This is a genomic window from Pseudomonas sp. TNT2022 ID642 (assembly GCF_028656995.1).
Lineage (GTDB): Bacteria > Pseudomonadota > Gammaproteobacteria > Pseudomonadales > Pseudomonadaceae > Aquipseudomonas.
In genome coordinates this window covers 21133-36300 of record NZ_JAMDGW010000008.1, presented here as the reverse complement: position 1 = coordinate 36300, position 15168 = coordinate 21133, and the positions used below count along the sequence as shown (strand labels likewise).

General features: G+C 60.3%; 10 protein-coding genes and 1 other RNA gene. 10 read left to right on the top strand and 1 reads right to left on the bottom strand.

The genetic code is table 11. The features are described from left to right. The first annotated feature begins 181 nt into the window (after window positions 1-181). The 6 genes from M5G26_RS09865 to ffs all read left to right on the top strand — a co-directional run bounded on the left by M5G26_RS09865 (window position 182) and on the right by ffs (window position 9553). Window positions 182-841, top strand: coding sequence for a GntR family transcriptional regulator (locus M5G26_RS09865; RefSeq protein WP_134174989.1), 660 nt, complete (start codon window positions 182-184; stop codon window positions 839-841). Between the two features lie 2 nt (window positions 842-843). Continuing rightward, window positions 844-4332: a chromosome segregation protein SMC gene (gene smc / locus M5G26_RS09860; RefSeq protein WP_273915189.1), complete on the top strand. Its 3489-nt coding sequence runs from the start codon at window positions 844-846 to the stop codon at window positions 4330-4332. A gap of 259 nt (window positions 4333-4591) precedes the next feature. Beyond that, window positions 4592-5455 (top strand): cell division protein ZipA, encoded by an 864-nt coding sequence (gene zipA / locus M5G26_RS09855; protein WP_007916269.1) that lies wholly within the window; start codon window positions 4592-4594, stop codon window positions 5453-5455. A gap of 159 nt (window positions 5456-5614) precedes the next feature. Next, entirely contained in the window at window positions 5615-7972 is a 2358-nt protein-coding gene (gene ligA / locus M5G26_RS09850) for an NAD-dependent DNA ligase LigA (protein WP_273915188.1), read from the top strand. 186 nt (window positions 7973-8158) lie between these two features. Beyond that, window positions 8159-9322, top strand: coding sequence for a zinc-binding metallopeptidase family protein (locus tag M5G26_RS09845; RefSeq protein WP_134174980.1), 1164 nt, complete (start codon window positions 8159-8161; stop codon window positions 9320-9322). 134 nt (window positions 9323-9456) lie between these two features. Next, window positions 9457-9553: signal recognition particle sRNA small type (ffs, locus tag M5G26_RS09840), an RNA gene on the top strand. 211 nt (window positions 9554-9764) lie between these two features. Here the strand turns inward: ffs and M5G26_RS09835 are convergent. Next, window positions 9765-10514, bottom strand: coding sequence for a substrate-binding periplasmic protein (locus tag M5G26_RS09835; RefSeq protein ID WP_134174979.1), 750 nt, complete (start codon window positions 10512-10514; stop codon window positions 9765-9767). A gap of 145 nt (window positions 10515-10659) precedes the next feature. Here M5G26_RS09835 and dnaX point away from each other — a divergent pair, with 145 nt between their 5' ends. The 4 genes from dnaX (at window position 10660) to recR (ending at window position 15138) form a co-directional block, all read left to right on the top strand. Further along, window positions 10660-12756, top strand: coding sequence for a DNA polymerase III subunit gamma/tau (gene dnaX / locus M5G26_RS09830; RefSeq protein ID WP_273915187.1), 2097 nt, complete (start codon window positions 10660-10662; stop codon window positions 12754-12756). Between the two features lie 67 nt (window positions 12757-12823). Next, window positions 12824-13162 (top strand): YbaB/EbfC family nucleoid-associated protein, encoded by a 339-nt coding sequence (locus M5G26_RS09825; RefSeq protein ID WP_016984747.1) that lies wholly within the window; start codon window positions 12824-12826, stop codon window positions 13160-13162. A 272-nt stretch (window positions 13163-13434) separates the two neighbouring features. Beyond that, on the top strand, window positions 13435-14469 hold the full coding sequence (locus M5G26_RS09820) for an NADP-dependent oxidoreductase (RefSeq protein ID WP_273915186.1): 1035 nt from the start codon (window positions 13435-13437) through the stop codon (window positions 14467-14469). 66 nt (window positions 14470-14535) lie between these two features. Continuing rightward, window positions 14536-15138 carry a recombination mediator RecR gene (recR, locus tag M5G26_RS09815; RefSeq protein WP_007918335.1) on the top strand — a complete coding sequence of 201 codons (603 nt, stop codon included), beginning with the start codon at window positions 14536-14538 and terminating at the stop codon, window positions 15136-15138. The last annotated feature ends 30 nt before the right edge of the window (window positions 15139-15168 follow it).

Here is a 15168-nt window from a genome sequence, read left to right as displayed (position 1 = left end):
AAAGGTCAGGAAAAAGCATTTCGTCGATCGACAACGTGTCTATTCAGTATTGACCCTCAATGGATCTCCTGCTTTTTTGCGGGAATCGTGCCAAAAACCGCTGAGTGGGCACTCCGCCATGACCGTGCATTTGCGCTACACTGCGCCGCTTGTGCAGATCGATAGAGTTTGAAGGACAACCATGACGTTCAAGGCGCCGGACAGCCTCGCCGAGCAAATCGCTCACCACCTCGCCGAACGCATCATTCGTGGCGAAATGAAGCCGGGAGAGCGCATCCAGGAACAGAAGGTCACGCTGGCGCTCAATGTCAGCCGCGGTTCTGTCCGCGAAGCCTTGCTGATCCTCGAGCGCCGTCACCTGATCGCGATCCTGCCGCGTCGTGGTGCGCACGTCACCGAACTGACGCCGCACAAGGTGCAGAGCCTGTGCACGCTGATGAGCGAGTTGTACATCCTGCTCGGCAACTCGGTGGCCAATGGCTGGCAAGTGCAGTCGGACATGGCGCCGTTCGTGCAGATCCAGCAGCGCCTGACCGCCAGCTACGAGCGTCAGGACATCCGCAGCTTCGTCGATGACAGCTTCGCCGTGATGCGCGCCGCCTATCCGTTCGCCAACAACCCGTACCTGCAAGAGACCGTCGAGAATCTGCAGCCGGCCATGAGCCGTGCGTACTTCCTCGCCCTCGAACAGCGCAAGGCTTCAATGAGCGAGTTCCTCGAACTGTTCGAACGCTTGCTCGCCGCCGTACTCGCCCGTGATTTGCCGCAGATCCGCATCGTGCTGACGGCTTACGCCCAGCGCAGCAGCGATCTGGTGGTTTCCGCCCTGACGGTTGCCTAAGCGTGCGGCTCAAGTGCATCAAACTGGCGGGATTCAAATCCTTTGTCGACCCGACCACGGTGAACTTCCCCAGTAACATGGCGGCAGTCGTAGGGCCGAACGGTTGCGGCAAGTCGAACATCATCGACGCCGTACGCTGGGTGATGGGCGAGAGTTCGGCGAAGAACCTCCGTGGCGAGTCGATGACCGACGTCATCTTCAACGGCTCGACCAGCCGTAAACCGGTGAGTCAGGCCAGTATCGAACTGGTCTTCGACAACTCCGACGGTACCTTGCTGGGCGAATACGCGGCCTACGCGGAAATCTCGATTCGCCGCAAAGTCACCCGCGACAGCCAGACCACGTATTACCTCAACGGCACCAAATGCCGTCGTCGCGACATCACCGATATCTTCCTCGGCACCGGTCTCGGCCCGCGCAGTTATTCGATCATCGAGCAGGGGATGATCTCCAAGCTGATCGAATCCAAACCCGAAGACCTGCGTAACTTCATCGAAGAAGCGGCCGGCATCTCGAAATATAAAGAGCGCCGCCGCGAGACTGAAAACCGTATCCGCCGCACTCACGAAAACCTCGCGCGTCTGACAGACCTGCGCGACGAGCTGGAGCGGCAGCTCGAACGCCTGCACCGTCAGGCCGAAGCGGCGAAGAAGTATCAGGAATTCAAAGCCGAAGAGCGTCAGCTCAAGGCGCAACTGTCGGCCTTGCGCTGGCAGGATCTCAACGATCAGGTCGGCCAGCGCGAGTCGATCATCGGCACTCAGGAAATCAGTTTCGAAGCCTTGGTCGCCGAGCAGCGCAATGCCGACGCGGCCATCGAACGCTTGCGTGACGGGCACCATGACCTGTCCGAACGTTTCAATCTGGTGCAGGGGCGCTTCTATTCGGTCGGCGGCGACATCGCCCGGGTCGAGCAGAGCATCCAGCACGGCCAACAGCGTTTGCGGCAGTTGCAGGACGACTTGAAAGAAGCCGAGCGCGCCCGCCTCGAAACTGAATCGCATCTGGGCCACGACCGCACCTTGCTGCTGACCCTCGGCGAAGAGCTGGACATGCTCACCCCTGAGCAGGAAGTCACCAGCGCTGCCGCTGAAGAAGCCGCTGCTGCGCTGGAAGATTCCGAATCGGTCATGCACGGCTGGCAGGAGCAGTGGGACGCCTTCAACCTGACCTCCGCCGAACCGCGCCGTCAGGCCGAAGTGCAGCAGTCGCGCATCCAGCAGCTGGAAACCAGCATGGAGCGTCTCGCCGATCGGCAAAAACGTCTCGGCGAAGAGCGCGCGTTGCTCTCGGCTGACCCGGAAGACGCGGCGATCATGGAGCTCAACGAGCAGCTCGCCGAGTCCGAAGCGACCCTCGAAGATTTGCAGACCAGCGAAGAAGCGCAGGTCGAAAAACTCGAACAGCTGCGTCAGGAATTGCAGCAAGCGTTGACTGCGCAGCAGCAGGCGCAGGGCGACTTGCAGCGGCTCAATGGTCGCCTCGCGTCCCTCGAAGCGTTGCAGCAAGCGGCGCTCGATCCGGGCACCGGCACCGCCGAATGGCTGAAGGAACACAACCTCGCCGAGCGCCCGCGTCTGGCTGAGGGCTTGAAGGTTGAGGCGGGTTGGGAGCTGGCGGTGGAAACCGTGCTCGGCGCCGATCTGCAAGCGGTGCTGGTCGACGATTTCAGCGGCTTCGATTTGTCCGGATTCACCCAGGGCGATTTGCGCCTGCTCAGCCCGGCCAGCGATGGCGTGCGCGTGGCGGGCAGTTTGCTCGACAAGGTTGATGCGCAGATCGATCTGTCGCCATGGCTGGGTCAGGTCAAACCGGTCGACAGCCTTGAGCAGGCGTTGGCCTTGCGCGGACAGTTGAGCGCTGGCGAGAGTTTGATCAGCCGCGACGGTTACTGGGTCGGCCGGCATTTCCTGCGCGTGCGTCGGGCCAGCGAAGCGGAAAGCGGCATGCTCGCCCGTGGCCAGGAAATCGAAGCGCTGCATCTCGAGCGGGAAGAAAAAGAAGCCACGGTCGAGGCCATGGAAACTCGTCTGCAAACCCTGCGCGCGCAACAGCGTCAGCAGGAAAACGGCCGCGAGCATTTGCGCCGTTTGCTGCAAGACGAAGCGCGTCAGCAGGGCGAATTGAAAGCACAGCTGTCCGCCGGCAAAGCCAAGGCCGAACAGTTGACGCTGCGTCGTACCCGTCTTGATGAGGAGCTGGTCGAACTCGGCGAACAGCGCGAGCTCGAGCACGAACAGATCGGCGAAGCGCGCATGCAATTGCAGGACGCGCTGGATGCCATGGCGCTGGATACCGAGCAGCGTGAGTTGCTGCTGGCCCAACGCGACAGCCTGCGCGAACGCCTCGACCGTGTGCGTCAGGAAGCGCGGCAGCACAAGGATCATGCGCATCAATTGGCCGTGCGTCTTGGCTCGTTACGCGCGCAGCACGACTCTACGCGCCAGGCCCTTGAGCGTCTGGAAATGCAGGCCGAGCGTCTGACGGAAAAACGCGAACAGTTGAGTCTGAATCTGGAGGAGGGCGAGGCACCGCTGGAAGAGCTGCGCCTGAAACTCGAAGAGCTGCTCGACAAGCGCATGACCGTCGACGAAGAACTCAAGACTGCGCAGATCGCCCTCGAAGATGCCGACCGCGAATTGCGCGACGCGGAAAAACGCCGAACTCAGGCCGAGCAGCAATCGCAGCTGATACGCGGCCAGCTCGAACAGCAGCGCATGGAATGGCAAGCCCTGACCGTGCGCCGCAAGGCTCTACAGGATCAATTACTCGAGGACGGCTACGATCTCAACGGCGTGCTCGCGACATTAACCGCGCAAGCCAGTGAACGCGAAGCCGAAGAAGAACTCGAACGCATCAATGCGCGGATTCAGCGCCTGGGTGCGATCAACCTCGCGGCCATCGATGAATACACGCAACAGTCCGAGCGTAAACGTTATCTGGATGCGCAGGACGCCGATCTGGTCGAAGCACTGGAGACGCTGGAAAACGTTATCCGCAAGATCGACAAGGAAACCCGCAACCGCTTCAAAGATACCTTTGATCAGATCAATGGCGGTTTACAGGCGCTTTTCCCGAAAGTTTTCGGTGGCGGGCGCGCGTATTTGGAACTGACGGGCGAAGATCTACTCGATACAGGGGTAACGATCATGGCGCAACCGCCAGGGAAGAAGAACAGCACCATCCATTTGCTCTCCGGCGGGGAAAAAGCCCTGACCGCGCTGGCACTGGTGTTTGCCATCTTCAAGTTGAACCCGGCGCCGTTCTGCATGCTCGATGAGGTTGACGCGCCACTGGATGACGCTAACGTTGGACGCTACGCACGCTTGGTCAAAGAGATGTCGCAGACCGTGCAGTTCATCTATATCACCCACAACAAGATCGCCATGGAAATGGCCGAGCAGTTGATGGGCGTAACGATGCATGAACCGGGTTGTTCGCGACTGGTAGCCGTGGATGTCGAGGAGGCGATGGCGATGGTGGACGCCTGAGTCAGCGTGGTGTCGGAAAGGTAATTTGGTGTTGTAGGACTTTTTTACCGGGTTCGACTTGCTGGCCAATCGACATATTCGCGCAAGCCAATGAGACAGACGGTGTAAAGTTGTCTTTGGTCGTGCTAGTTTAATGTCAATTTTTCGTATACGTGGGCAAAACGCCTGTCAGAACATAGAGTTGGCGCCACGTTTTAAAGCGGTTTGCACAATGTAAACCCCTTATTTTTCAGCATTTTTTATAGAGGCACGGGATTACATGGAAATCGGTCTGCGCGAGTGGCTGATCGTCATCGGCATCATTGTGATAGCCGGTATTCTTTTCGATGGCTGGCGCCGTATGCGCGGCGGCAAGGGAAAACTGAAATTCCGTCTTGACCGAAGTCTGTCCAACCTGCCGGACGAGGACACCAGCGCTGAGCTGTTGGGCCCGGCCCGCGTTCTGGACAACCATAAAGAACCACAGCTGGACGAACACGATCTGCCGTCGGTGAGCATGCCGGCCCGCGAAGCACGCGAGCCTCGCGAATCCGGCTCGAAACGTGGCAAGCGTGGCAGCAATGGTCCGGCGCAGGGCGACCTGAACCTCGACCTGGATCTGGACGGCGGCCCGAGCTTCAGCAGCCGTGATGACGATTTCGCCGAAGACACCAAGCCTTCGCCAGCGGTGGTCGACAAAGACCAGCCACAAGCCGAAGAAGTGCTGGTGATCAGCGTGATCTGCCGCGACGCTGCCGGCTTCAAAGGCCCGGCGCTGTTGCAGAACATTCTCGAAAGCGGTCTGCGTTTTGGCGAGATGGATATTTTCCACCGCCACGAAAGCATGGCCGGCAACGGTGAAGTGCTGTTCTCCATGGCCAACGCGGTCAAACCGGGCATCTTCGATCTGGACGACATCGACCATTTCAGCACCCCGGCGGTGAGCTTCTTCCTCGGCCTGCCAGGCCCGCGTCATCCGAAGCAAGCCTTCGACGTGATGGTGGCTGCAGCCCGCAAGCTGTCGCAGGAACTGAATGGTGAATTGAAAGATGACCAGCGCAGTGTTCTGACCGCACAAACGATTGAGCACTACCGTCAGCGCATCGTTGAATTCGAACGTCGCGCCCTGACCCAGAAGCGCTAAGGCCAAGATCAAAAGATCGCAGCCTCGTTTCACTCGACAGCTCCTACAGGATTGCGATGTCTGTAGGAGCTGCCGAAGGCTGCGATCTTTTGCTTCTGCTGCCACAGATAGATGAATTAGAGCAGCCTCGGCTGCTCTTTTGCTTTATGAGAGAACACCATGACCGCCGCCAAAAACCGCATTCTAGAGCTACGCGCTGAGCTCGATCAGCACAACTACCGTTACCACGTCCTCGACGAGCCGAGCATTCCGGACGCCGAGTACGACCGGTTGTTCCACGAGCTCAAGGCACTGGAAGCGGCCAACCCGGAGCTGATCACCAGCGACTCGCCGACCCAGCGCGTCGGCAGCGTAGCGCTGACCGCGTTCACTCAGGTGCGTCACGAAGTGCCGATGCTCAGCCTCGGTAACGCCTTCGAAGAAACCGACATGCGCGAATTCGATCGCCGCGTCACCGAAGGTCTGGACCTGCCGGCCGGTGATCTGTTCGGCGGCGGCGCGGCGGTGGAATACAGCTGCGAACCGAAACTCGATGGCCTGGCGGTCAGTCTGCTTTATGAGAACGGCGTGCTGGTACGCGGCGCCACGCGCGGCGACGGCACTACCGGCGAAGACATCAGCGTCAACGTGCGCACCGTGCGCAACATTCCGCTGAAGCTGCACGGCGAAGGCTGGCCGGCGACCCTGGAAGTGCGCGGTGAAGTGTTCATGTCCAAGGCCGGTTTCGAGCGGCTCAACGCCTCGCAGCTGGAAGTCGGCGGCAAGACTTTCGCCAACCCGCGCAACGCTGCCGCCGGCAGTTTGCGTCAGCTCGATTCGAAGATCACCGCCAACCGTCCGCTGGAATTCTGCTGCTATGGCATCGGCCAGGTTTCCCACGACATTTCCGATACGCACATCGGCAACCTCAAGCAGTTGCAGCAGTGGGGCATGCCGATCAGTCACGAACTGAAATTGGCCAAGGGCATCGGCGAATGCCTGGACTACTACCGCGACATCGGCGAGCGCCGTAACTCGCTGGCCTATGAAATCGATGGCGTGGTGTTCAAGGTCAACAGCATTGCCGATCAGCGCGAACTGGGCTTCCGCGCCCGCGAACCGCGTTGGGCGATCGCGCATAAATTCCCGGCGATGGAAGAGCTCACCGAATTGCTCGACGTCGAGTTTCAGGTTGGCCGTACTGGCGCCGTGACGCCCGTGGCGCGCCTGAAACCGGTCAAGGTTGCCGGCGTCACCGTGGCCAACGCCACGCTGCACAACATGGACGAAGTCGCGCGTCTGGGTCTGATGATCGGCGACACCGTGATCATCCGCCGTGCCGGTGATGTGATTCCGCAAGTGGTGCAAGTGGTCATGGATCGCCGTCCGGAAAACGCGCGCGCGGTGCAGATTCCCCAGAGTTGCCCGGTGTGCGGTTCGCACGTCGAGCGTACGCAACTGATCAAGCGCAGCAAGGGCAAGGAAACCGTCAGCGAAGGCGCGGTGTATCGCTGTGTCGGCCGTCTGGCCTGTGGCGCGCAACTGAAGCAGGCGATTATTCATTTCGTCTCGCGTCGCGCGATGGATATCGAAGGCTTGGGCGACAAGAGTGTCGAGCAACTGGTTGATGAGGGTCTGGTCAGTTCGCCGGCGGATCTGTATGCGCTGAAGTTTGACGACATCGTTGATCTGGAAGGTTTTGCCGAAGTCTCCAGCAACAAGCTGCTCGCGGCCATCGAAGACAGCAAGAAACCGGGGCTGGCGCGTTTCATTTATGCGCTGGGCATTCCCGATGTCGGCGAGGAGACGGCCAAGGTGCTGGCGCGCTCGCTGGGTTCGCTGGAGCGCGTGCAGCAGGCGCTGCCGCAAGTGCTGACCTATCTGCCGGATGTCGGGCTGGAAGTGGCGCACGAGATTCACAGCTTCTTTGAAGATGCGCATAACCAGCAGGTGATTACCGAACTGCTGGGGCATGGTTTGCAGATTCAGGATCAGGGTGAGCTGGGCGCCGAGTTTGCCGCCAGCACCACATTGGGTGGCTTCCTCGACAAGCTGCACATTCCTTCGGTCGGCCCCGGTGGCGCGCAGAAACTGGCGGACAAGTTCGGCTCGCTGGAAGCGGTGATGAATGCTGACTGGCTGGACATGCGTCAGGCCTTGCCGGAGAAGCAGGCCAATTCGGTTCGCGAGTTTTTTGCCGTTCCGGAGCATCGTCAGTTAGCCGAAGAGTCCGAAAAACAACTGCGCGATTTCGGCATGCACTGGCAGAGCGAGAAGAAAGTCGTCGAAGGTTTGCCGCTGTCCGGCGAGACCTGGGTGCTGACTGGCAAAGTTGAATTGATGAGCCGTGATGTCGCCAAGGAACACCTGGAAAGCCTTGGCGCCAAGGTTGCCGGTTCAGTGTCGGCGAAGACTCATTGCGTGGTCGCAGGCCCCGGTGCCGGCTCCAAATTGACCAAGGCCAATGAGCTGGGCGTGAAGGTGATGGACGAAGAAACCTTTATCGCCTTCCTCAAAACCCACGGTGTCGCTGTTTAAGATCAAAAGATCGCAGCCTGCGGCAGCTCCTACAGGGCTAGTGTTCCACCACGATAGCGCGGGTGTTCACTGATCTCCTGTAGGAGCTGCCGCAGGCTGCGATCATTTGATTTTCCCACGCAGAGCGTTGGAACGATCAGCTCGCAAGAATGATCTAGTCTTGGCAAGCCCCAGGGAGAGATCGCCATGCACCGTTTTTTCGAGCAGCTCAGTTCCCGCATCATCGCGCCGTTCATGGGCGAATCCTCACGCAACAGCAAAGTCTGGCCGTGCCGCTGCGGCCAGTCGCTGTTCTTTCGCAACAGCCAGTGCCTGGCCTGTAATGCCTTGCTTGGTTATCAGCCCGAAGAAAGTCGCCTGACCTCGCTGCAACCGGGGCCATACGCGGGCACCTGGACGCTCGACGCCGATCCCGACTCGGGATTGTTCCGCCGCTGCGCCAACCTCGACACAGCCGCCGCGTGCAACTGGCTGCTGCCGGCCAATGATCACGACAGCCTGTGCATCGCTTGCAGCCTTAACCGCACCATTCCTGACTTGTCTGATCCAGACAACCCTGAGCGCTGGCGCAAAGTCGAAATTGCCAAGCGGCGTCTCGTCGCGCAATTGATTACCCTCGGCTTACAGGTCATCCCGAAAACCGTGGATGAAGACACCGGCCTCGCCTTCGATTTCATCGGCGTCGACCTCGAAGGCAATGCGCCGATGACCGGCCACGCCAACGGCCTGATCACCCTCGACATCAAGGAAGCCGACGACGCCCACCGCGAGCAGGTGAGGGCGGCAATGCACGAGCCCTATCGCACGTTGCTCGGGCATTTTCGTCATGAGGTTGGCCACTATTACTGGGATCGACTGATCGCCAACGGCCCATGGCTCGGATCGTTTCGCAACCTGTTCGGCGACGAGCGCGCCAGTTACGCCGAAGCGCTCGATCGCCACTACCAACAGGGCGCACCGCTGGACTGGCCGCAGCACTACGTCAGCGCCTACGCAACGATGCACCCGTGGGAAGACTGGGCGGAAACCTGGGCGCATTACCTGCACATGATGGACGCCGTGGACACCGCGCTGGGCTTCGGCATGAGCGCGCGGGAAATGGATTTCGACTACCAGCCGTTTCCGACCAGCACGCTGTACGACCCGGAGCATCCCGGTGGCGAGGCGTTTCTGTCGTTCGTCAACGCGTGGATCGAACTGGCCGGGATGCTCAATGAGCTGTCACGCAGCATGGGTCAGCCGGATTTCTACCCGTTCGTGCTCCCGGCCCCGGCGATTGCCAAGCTGCACTTCATTCATCTGGTGATCCAGCAGGCAGGGGGCAAGGCGGATGAGGTTCTGGCCCTGTAGGAGCTGCCACAGGCTGCGATCTTTATGTCCTTGAACCCGTTCATATTTTTAATCTGCAACCAACGGTTGTAACTTCGTCTCAGATAGGTACAATGGCGCGGCTCGCCGACAGGCAAGCGTCGTTATGGTGACCCCATCGGTCCCCCCGCAACGATTACCCGTGAACCTGGTCAGAGCCGGAAGGCAGCAGCCACAGCGGGAACATTGTGTGCCGGGGTGTGGCTGGTGGGGTTACCACCTTAACGAACAATAGAACGCTTCAACCAGAACTGCATGGGTTTCGCCCACTGTGGTTTTTTTGTGCCTGCGATTTACCAAACCGACACATATTCCCCCTATTGAAGATGACCCTGTGGGAGCTGGCTTGCCAGCGATAGCGGTGTGTCAGGTTCATCTATTTGACTGAAAATCTGCAATCGCTGGCAAGCCAGCTCCCACAAGGTTATGGGGTGTTGTCGGAGTGGCCGGTATAGAGCCGGATAATCTCATCAATCTCCCCCGACATTTTCATCCGCAGCAATGTGCGCAATATCCGCTGCACCGGCACCTTCGGATCATTCCTCACATAGCAACCCACTTTCTGCTCCTGCAAAACCGCCACCCCTTGCAACTGTTGCTCAGGGAGCAGGCGCTGGTTAAACCAGTCCAGCGTCCACTGATTACTCACCGCATAGCGATAACGCCCGGCCAGCAGTTTCTCCAGCACCTGCTCCTGATTGCGCGCATCTTCACGTTGCAGCAGATCAGCATCAAACAGCGGTTGCAGGGTAGGGTAGGTGTAGCCCAGGACGGTGCCGATGGATTGGCGGGGCAGGTGCGTGGGGTCTGCGCTGGTCGGCTGATCCTTGCGACTGATCAGCAGATCACGCTGAAACAGCAGCGGGATGCTCCAGATGTAATCCCCCGACTGATTCGGCAGCCACGACTGTGCGGCATAGCAGCGCACATCGATCTCACCGTGCTCCATAGACGTCTGCACGCGGGCGCGGGGCAGGACGTGAAACTCGGCCGGTACGCCGACCTGCGTGGCCAGGCTGAGCATCAGGTCGTAAAGAATGCCTTGCGTCGGTCGGCCGCGTTCGTATTGCACCATCGGCATCGCCCAGCTGTCAGGCATGGCGAAGCGCAACGGGGTTTCCGCTGCCGTCACGTTCAGGCTGATTCCCAGCAACGCCCCCACGGCCCACCGCATAAACGCTCCGGTAATTCCCGATCCCGAGCCGATAAAAGCCTCTGCTCATGCAGCTTAGCCATATTAGACGAGGACACCGGATGCAATTTTGCCCTTGCTCCGCTAGCATTAGCCGCTTCAGCTTCCTTCGTTGCGACGGTTTTCGATGAGTTATCAGGTTCTTGCACGTAAATGGCGTCCGCGCTCGTTCCGCGAAATGGTCGGCCAGACCCATGTGCTCAAGGCTCTGATCAATGCCTTGGACAGCCAGCGGCTGCACCACGCGTACCTGTTTACCGGTACGCGCGGGGTGGGTAAAACCACGATTGCGCGGATCATTGCCAAATGCCTGAACTGTGAGACAGGTATCACTTCCAGCCCGTGCGGCGAGTGCTCGGTATGCCGTGAGATCGACGAAGGCCGTTTCGTCGACCTGATCGAGATCGACGCCGCGAGCCGCACCAAGGTCGAAGACACCCGCGAGCTGCTCGACAACGTGCAGTACGCGCCGAGCCGTGGGCGCTTCAAGGTCTACCTGATCGACGAAGTGCACATGCTTTCCAGCCATTCCTTCAATGCGCTGCTGAAAACCCTCGAAGAGCCACCGCCATACGTCAAGTTCATCCTCGCGACCACTGACCCGCAGAAACTACCGGCAACGATTTTGTCGCGCTGCCTGCAGTTCTCGCTGAAGAACATGACGCCGGAGCGCGTGGTCGAGCATTTGACCCACGTCCTGACCGCCGAAAACGTGCCATTCGAAGACGATGCACTGTGGTTGCTCGGTCGCGCCGCTGACGGTTCGATGCGGGACGCCATGAGCCTGACCGATCAGGCGATTGCTTTCGGTGAAGGCAAGGTGCTCGCTACCGACGTGCGAGCGATGCTCGGCACGCTGGATCACGGTCAGGTCTATGACGTGTTGCATTCGTTGATCGAAGGTGACGCCAAGGCGTTGCTCGAAGCCGTGCGTCACCTGGCTGAACAAGGCCCGGACTGGAACGGCGTGCTCTCGGAAATTCTCAACGTGCTGCACCGCGTGGCCATCGCTCAGGCGTTGCCGGAAGGTGTCGACAACGGGCACGGCGATCGCGATCGCGTGTTGGCATTGGCGCAGGCCTTGCCGGCCGAAGATGTGCAGTTCTATTACCAGATGGGGTTGATCGGTCGTCGCGATTTGCCGCTGGCGCCGGATCCGCGCGGTGGTTTCGAAATGGTCCTGCTGCGGATGCTGGCCTTCCGGCCGGCAGATACCGCGGACGCCCCGAGGCAACCGCTAAAGCCAGTGGGGATCAGCCAGGCCACAGTTGATTCCGCAAACTCCGTGGCTGCCGCGCCTAAACCTGCGCCGGTAGTCGCTGCGGCTGTTGCGCCGACGCCTGCTGCAGCGCCTGCGCCAGTGGCTGCATCTGCACCGGCTCCCGAGCCGGCGCCGGTTGCTCCGGTTGCCGCGCCAGAACCTGAGCCAGCGCCTGTCGTCGCTGAAGAAGTCGTCGACCTGCCGTGGAATGACCCGGTGGAACCCGAGGCCGAGCCCGAACCTGCACAGCAACCCGCCGTCGAGCCGGTACTGGAAACCACCGCCGAGCAACCCGAGTTGCCGCCGATGCCGCTGCCGACTCCGGACAGCGTCGTTCCGGAGGCCCCTGAGTGGGCCGCCGCGCCGATCCCCGAGCCGTCAGTCGCCGACGTCGATGCCGCTACCCCGGGTATGGACATGGACGATGAGCCGCCGCTGGATGAGGATTACATCGAGCCGGACATGGACTCGGCGTACAGCTATCTCGACGAACTGGCCAGTGAGCACGCCGCCGAGCCGGCCCCGGAACCCGAGCCAGAGCCTGCTGCCGCGCCGGCCACCGGTCTGGCGTTGCAATGGCTGGAGCTGTTCCCGAAACTGCCGATCTCCGGCATGACCGGCAGCATCGCCGCCAACTGCACGTTGATCGCCGTCGATGGCGACCATTGGCTGATGCACCTCGACCCGGCGCACAGCGCACTGTTCAACGCCACGCAGCAGCGGCGTCTGAACGATGCGTTGAACCAGTTCCACGGTCGCACGCTGACCCTGACCATCGAGCTGATCAAGCCCGAGCAGGAAACCCCGGCCCAGGCCGCGTCCCGCCGCCGGGCCAACCGTCAGCGCGAGGCGGAGGAGTCGATCCACGGTGATCCGTTCATCCAGCAGATGGTTCAGCAGTTCGGCGCGGTGGTGCGACACGATACTATTGAACCTGTCGATGCCTTGGTCGCCCAAGGCTAATAACTGAAGGTGCCCGACCTCGCTGGCCGGGCGCCGTTTTGATCCAAGTACTTTTGAGGTGATTCCCATGATGAAAGGTGGCATGGCCGGCCTGATGAAGCAGGCGCAGCAGATGCAGGAAAAAATGGCCAAGATGCAGGAAGAACTGGCCAACGCCGAAGTCACCGGTAAGGCCGGCGGCGATATGGTCACCGTGGTGATGACCGGTCGTCACGACGTCAAAAGCGTGAGCATCGACCCAAGCCTGGTCGAAGGCATGAGCGAAGATGACAAAGAGATGCTGGAAGCGGTTATCGCCTCTGCCGTCAACGACGCTGTGCGCAAGATCGAAAAGAACAGCCAGGACAAAATGGGCAACATGACCGCCGGCATGAACCTGCCAGCGGGTATGAAACTGCCATTCTGATTCGCCATTCGGCGGCAGATGAGCTACACAAAATGCCAGGCCTTGCGCCTGGCATTTTTGTTTCTGCTTCATTAACACCGCACCCTGTAGGAGCTGTCGAGTGAAACGAGGCTGCGATCTTTTGATTCTGTTGTTTTGCAAGCAAGATCAAAAGATCGCAGCGTTCCGCAGCTCCTACATGAATGTGGTGCGTGCGAAACATCGAACGCCCCATCGCCTCAACGGTCTGCTCCCTATACCCGCTGAATTCACTATTCACAGGAGACGCTGACATGTCCGATCCTCTCACCCTCAATCAACGTTTCGTCCTCGCCTCACGCCCGGTCGGTGCGCCGACCCCGGAAAACTTCCGCCTCGAACGCGAAGCGCTGCCGGATCTGGCGGACGGCGAGGTACTGCTGAAAACCCTCTATCTGTCCCTCGATCCCTACATGCGCGGACGCATGAGCGATGCACCGTCCTACGCTGCCCCGGTACAAATCGGCGAAGTGATGACCGGCGGCGCGGTCAGCCGTGTCGAAGATTCGCGTCATCCAAAATTCCATAAAGGTGATCTGGTGGTCGGTGCCACCGGTTGGCAGAGCCACAGCATCAGCGACGGGCGCAACATCATTCCGATCCCGGCCGGGCTGCCAAGTCCGTCAATGGCGCTGGGTGTGTTGGGCATGCCGGGCATGACCGCGTACATGGGCTTGATGGACATCGGTCAGCCGCAAGAAGGTGAAACCCTGGTCGTGGCCGCTGCATCCGGCGCGGTGGGTTCGGTGGTCGGCCAAGTGGCGAAGATCAAAGGCCTGCGCGCGGTCGGTGTGGCCGGCGGTGCCGACAAATGCAAATACGTGGTCGAAGAGCTGGGTTTCGATGCCTGCATCGATCACAAGGCTGCGGATTTTGCTGAACAGTTGGCCAAAGCCTGCCCCGATGGCATCGACATCTATTACGAGAACGTCGGCGGTCATGTGTTCGATGCCGTGGTGCCGCTGCTCAACGCCAAGGCGCGTATCCCGCTGTGTGGCCTTATCGCCGGTTACAACGCCTCCGAAGCGCCGCAAGGCCCGGATCGCCTGCCGATGCTGCAACGCACACTATTGACCAAGCGCGTGCGCATTCAGGGCTTCATCGTGTTCGACGACTACGGCGATCGTCAGCCGGAATTCATCAGCCACATGGTGCCGTGGGTGCGCGACGGCAAGGTAAAATTCCGCGAGGACGTGGTCGACGGCCTGGAGCAGGCGCCTGAGGCGTTTATCGGGTTACTGGAGGGGCGCAACTTCGGCAAACTGGTGGTGAAGGTCGCCCAGGACTGAGTATTTGACGCTGGCCAGAGGCGCGGGTATAAACCGCGTCTCGTTGTTTTGTCGGACTTTTTACCCATGAGCTTCAGCCCTTTGATTCGCCAACTGATCGACGCTCTGCGCACTCTGCCGGGCGTGGGTCAGAAAACCGCCCAGCGCATGGCGTTGCAGATGCTTGAGCGTGACCGCAGCGGCGGCTTGCGCTTGGCCCAGGCCCTCAGCCAGGCCATGGAAGGGGTCGGTCACTGCCGCCAGTGCCGCACGCTGACCGAAGACGATCTGTGCCCGCAATGCGCCGATACCCGCCGTGACGACACGTTGCTCTGCGTGGTGGAAGGGCCGATGGATGTGTATGCGGTCGAGCAGACTGGATTCCGTGGTCGCTACTTTGTGCTCAAGGGGCATTTGTCGCCGCTCGATGGCCTGGGGCCGGAGGCGATCGGCATTCCGCAGTTGATGACGCGGATCGAAGAGGCCGGGACGTTTACCGAAGTTATTCTCGCGACTAACCCGACCGTGGAAGGTGAGGCGACGGCGCATTACATCGCGCAGTTGCTGAGCAACAAAGGCCTGATCGCTTCGCGGATCGCTCACGGCGTGCCGTTGGGTGGTGAGCTGGAACTGGTGGATGGCGGCACGCTGGCGCATTCGTTTGCCGGGCGTAAACCGATTTCTCTCTGATAAAAATCAAAAGATCGCAGCCTTCGGCAG

Coding starts and splice junctions, on each gene's coding strand:
- M5G26_RS09865 (WP_134174989.1), top strand. CDS start 182: ATGACGTTCAAGGCGCCGGACAGCCTCGCCGAGCAAATCGCTCACCAC.
- zipA (WP_007916269.1), top strand. CDS start 4,592: ATGGAAATCGGTCTGCGCGAGTGGCTGATCGTCATCGGCATCATTGTG.
- ligA (WP_273915188.1), top strand. CDS start 5,615: ATGACCGCCGCCAAAAACCGCATTCTAGAGCTACGCGCTGAGCTCGAT.
- M5G26_RS09845 (WP_134174980.1), top strand. CDS start 8,159: ATGCACCGTTTTTTCGAGCAGCTCAGTTCCCGCATCATCGCGCCGTTC.
- M5G26_RS09835 (WP_134174979.1), bottom strand. CDS start 10,514: ATGCGGTGGGCCGTGGGGGCGTTGCTGGGAATCAGCCTGAACGTGACG.
- dnaX (WP_273915187.1), top strand. CDS start 10,660: ATGAGTTATCAGGTTCTTGCACGTAAATGGCGTCCGCGCTCGTTCCGC.
- M5G26_RS09825 (WP_016984747.1), top strand. CDS start 12,824: ATGATGAAAGGTGGCATGGCCGGCCTGATGAAGCAGGCGCAGCAGATG.
- M5G26_RS09820 (WP_273915186.1), top strand. CDS start 13,435: ATGTCCGATCCTCTCACCCTCAATCAACGTTTCGTCCTCGCCTCACGC.
- recR (WP_007918335.1), top strand. CDS start 14,536: ATGAGCTTCAGCCCTTTGATTCGCCAACTGATCGACGCTCTGCGCACT.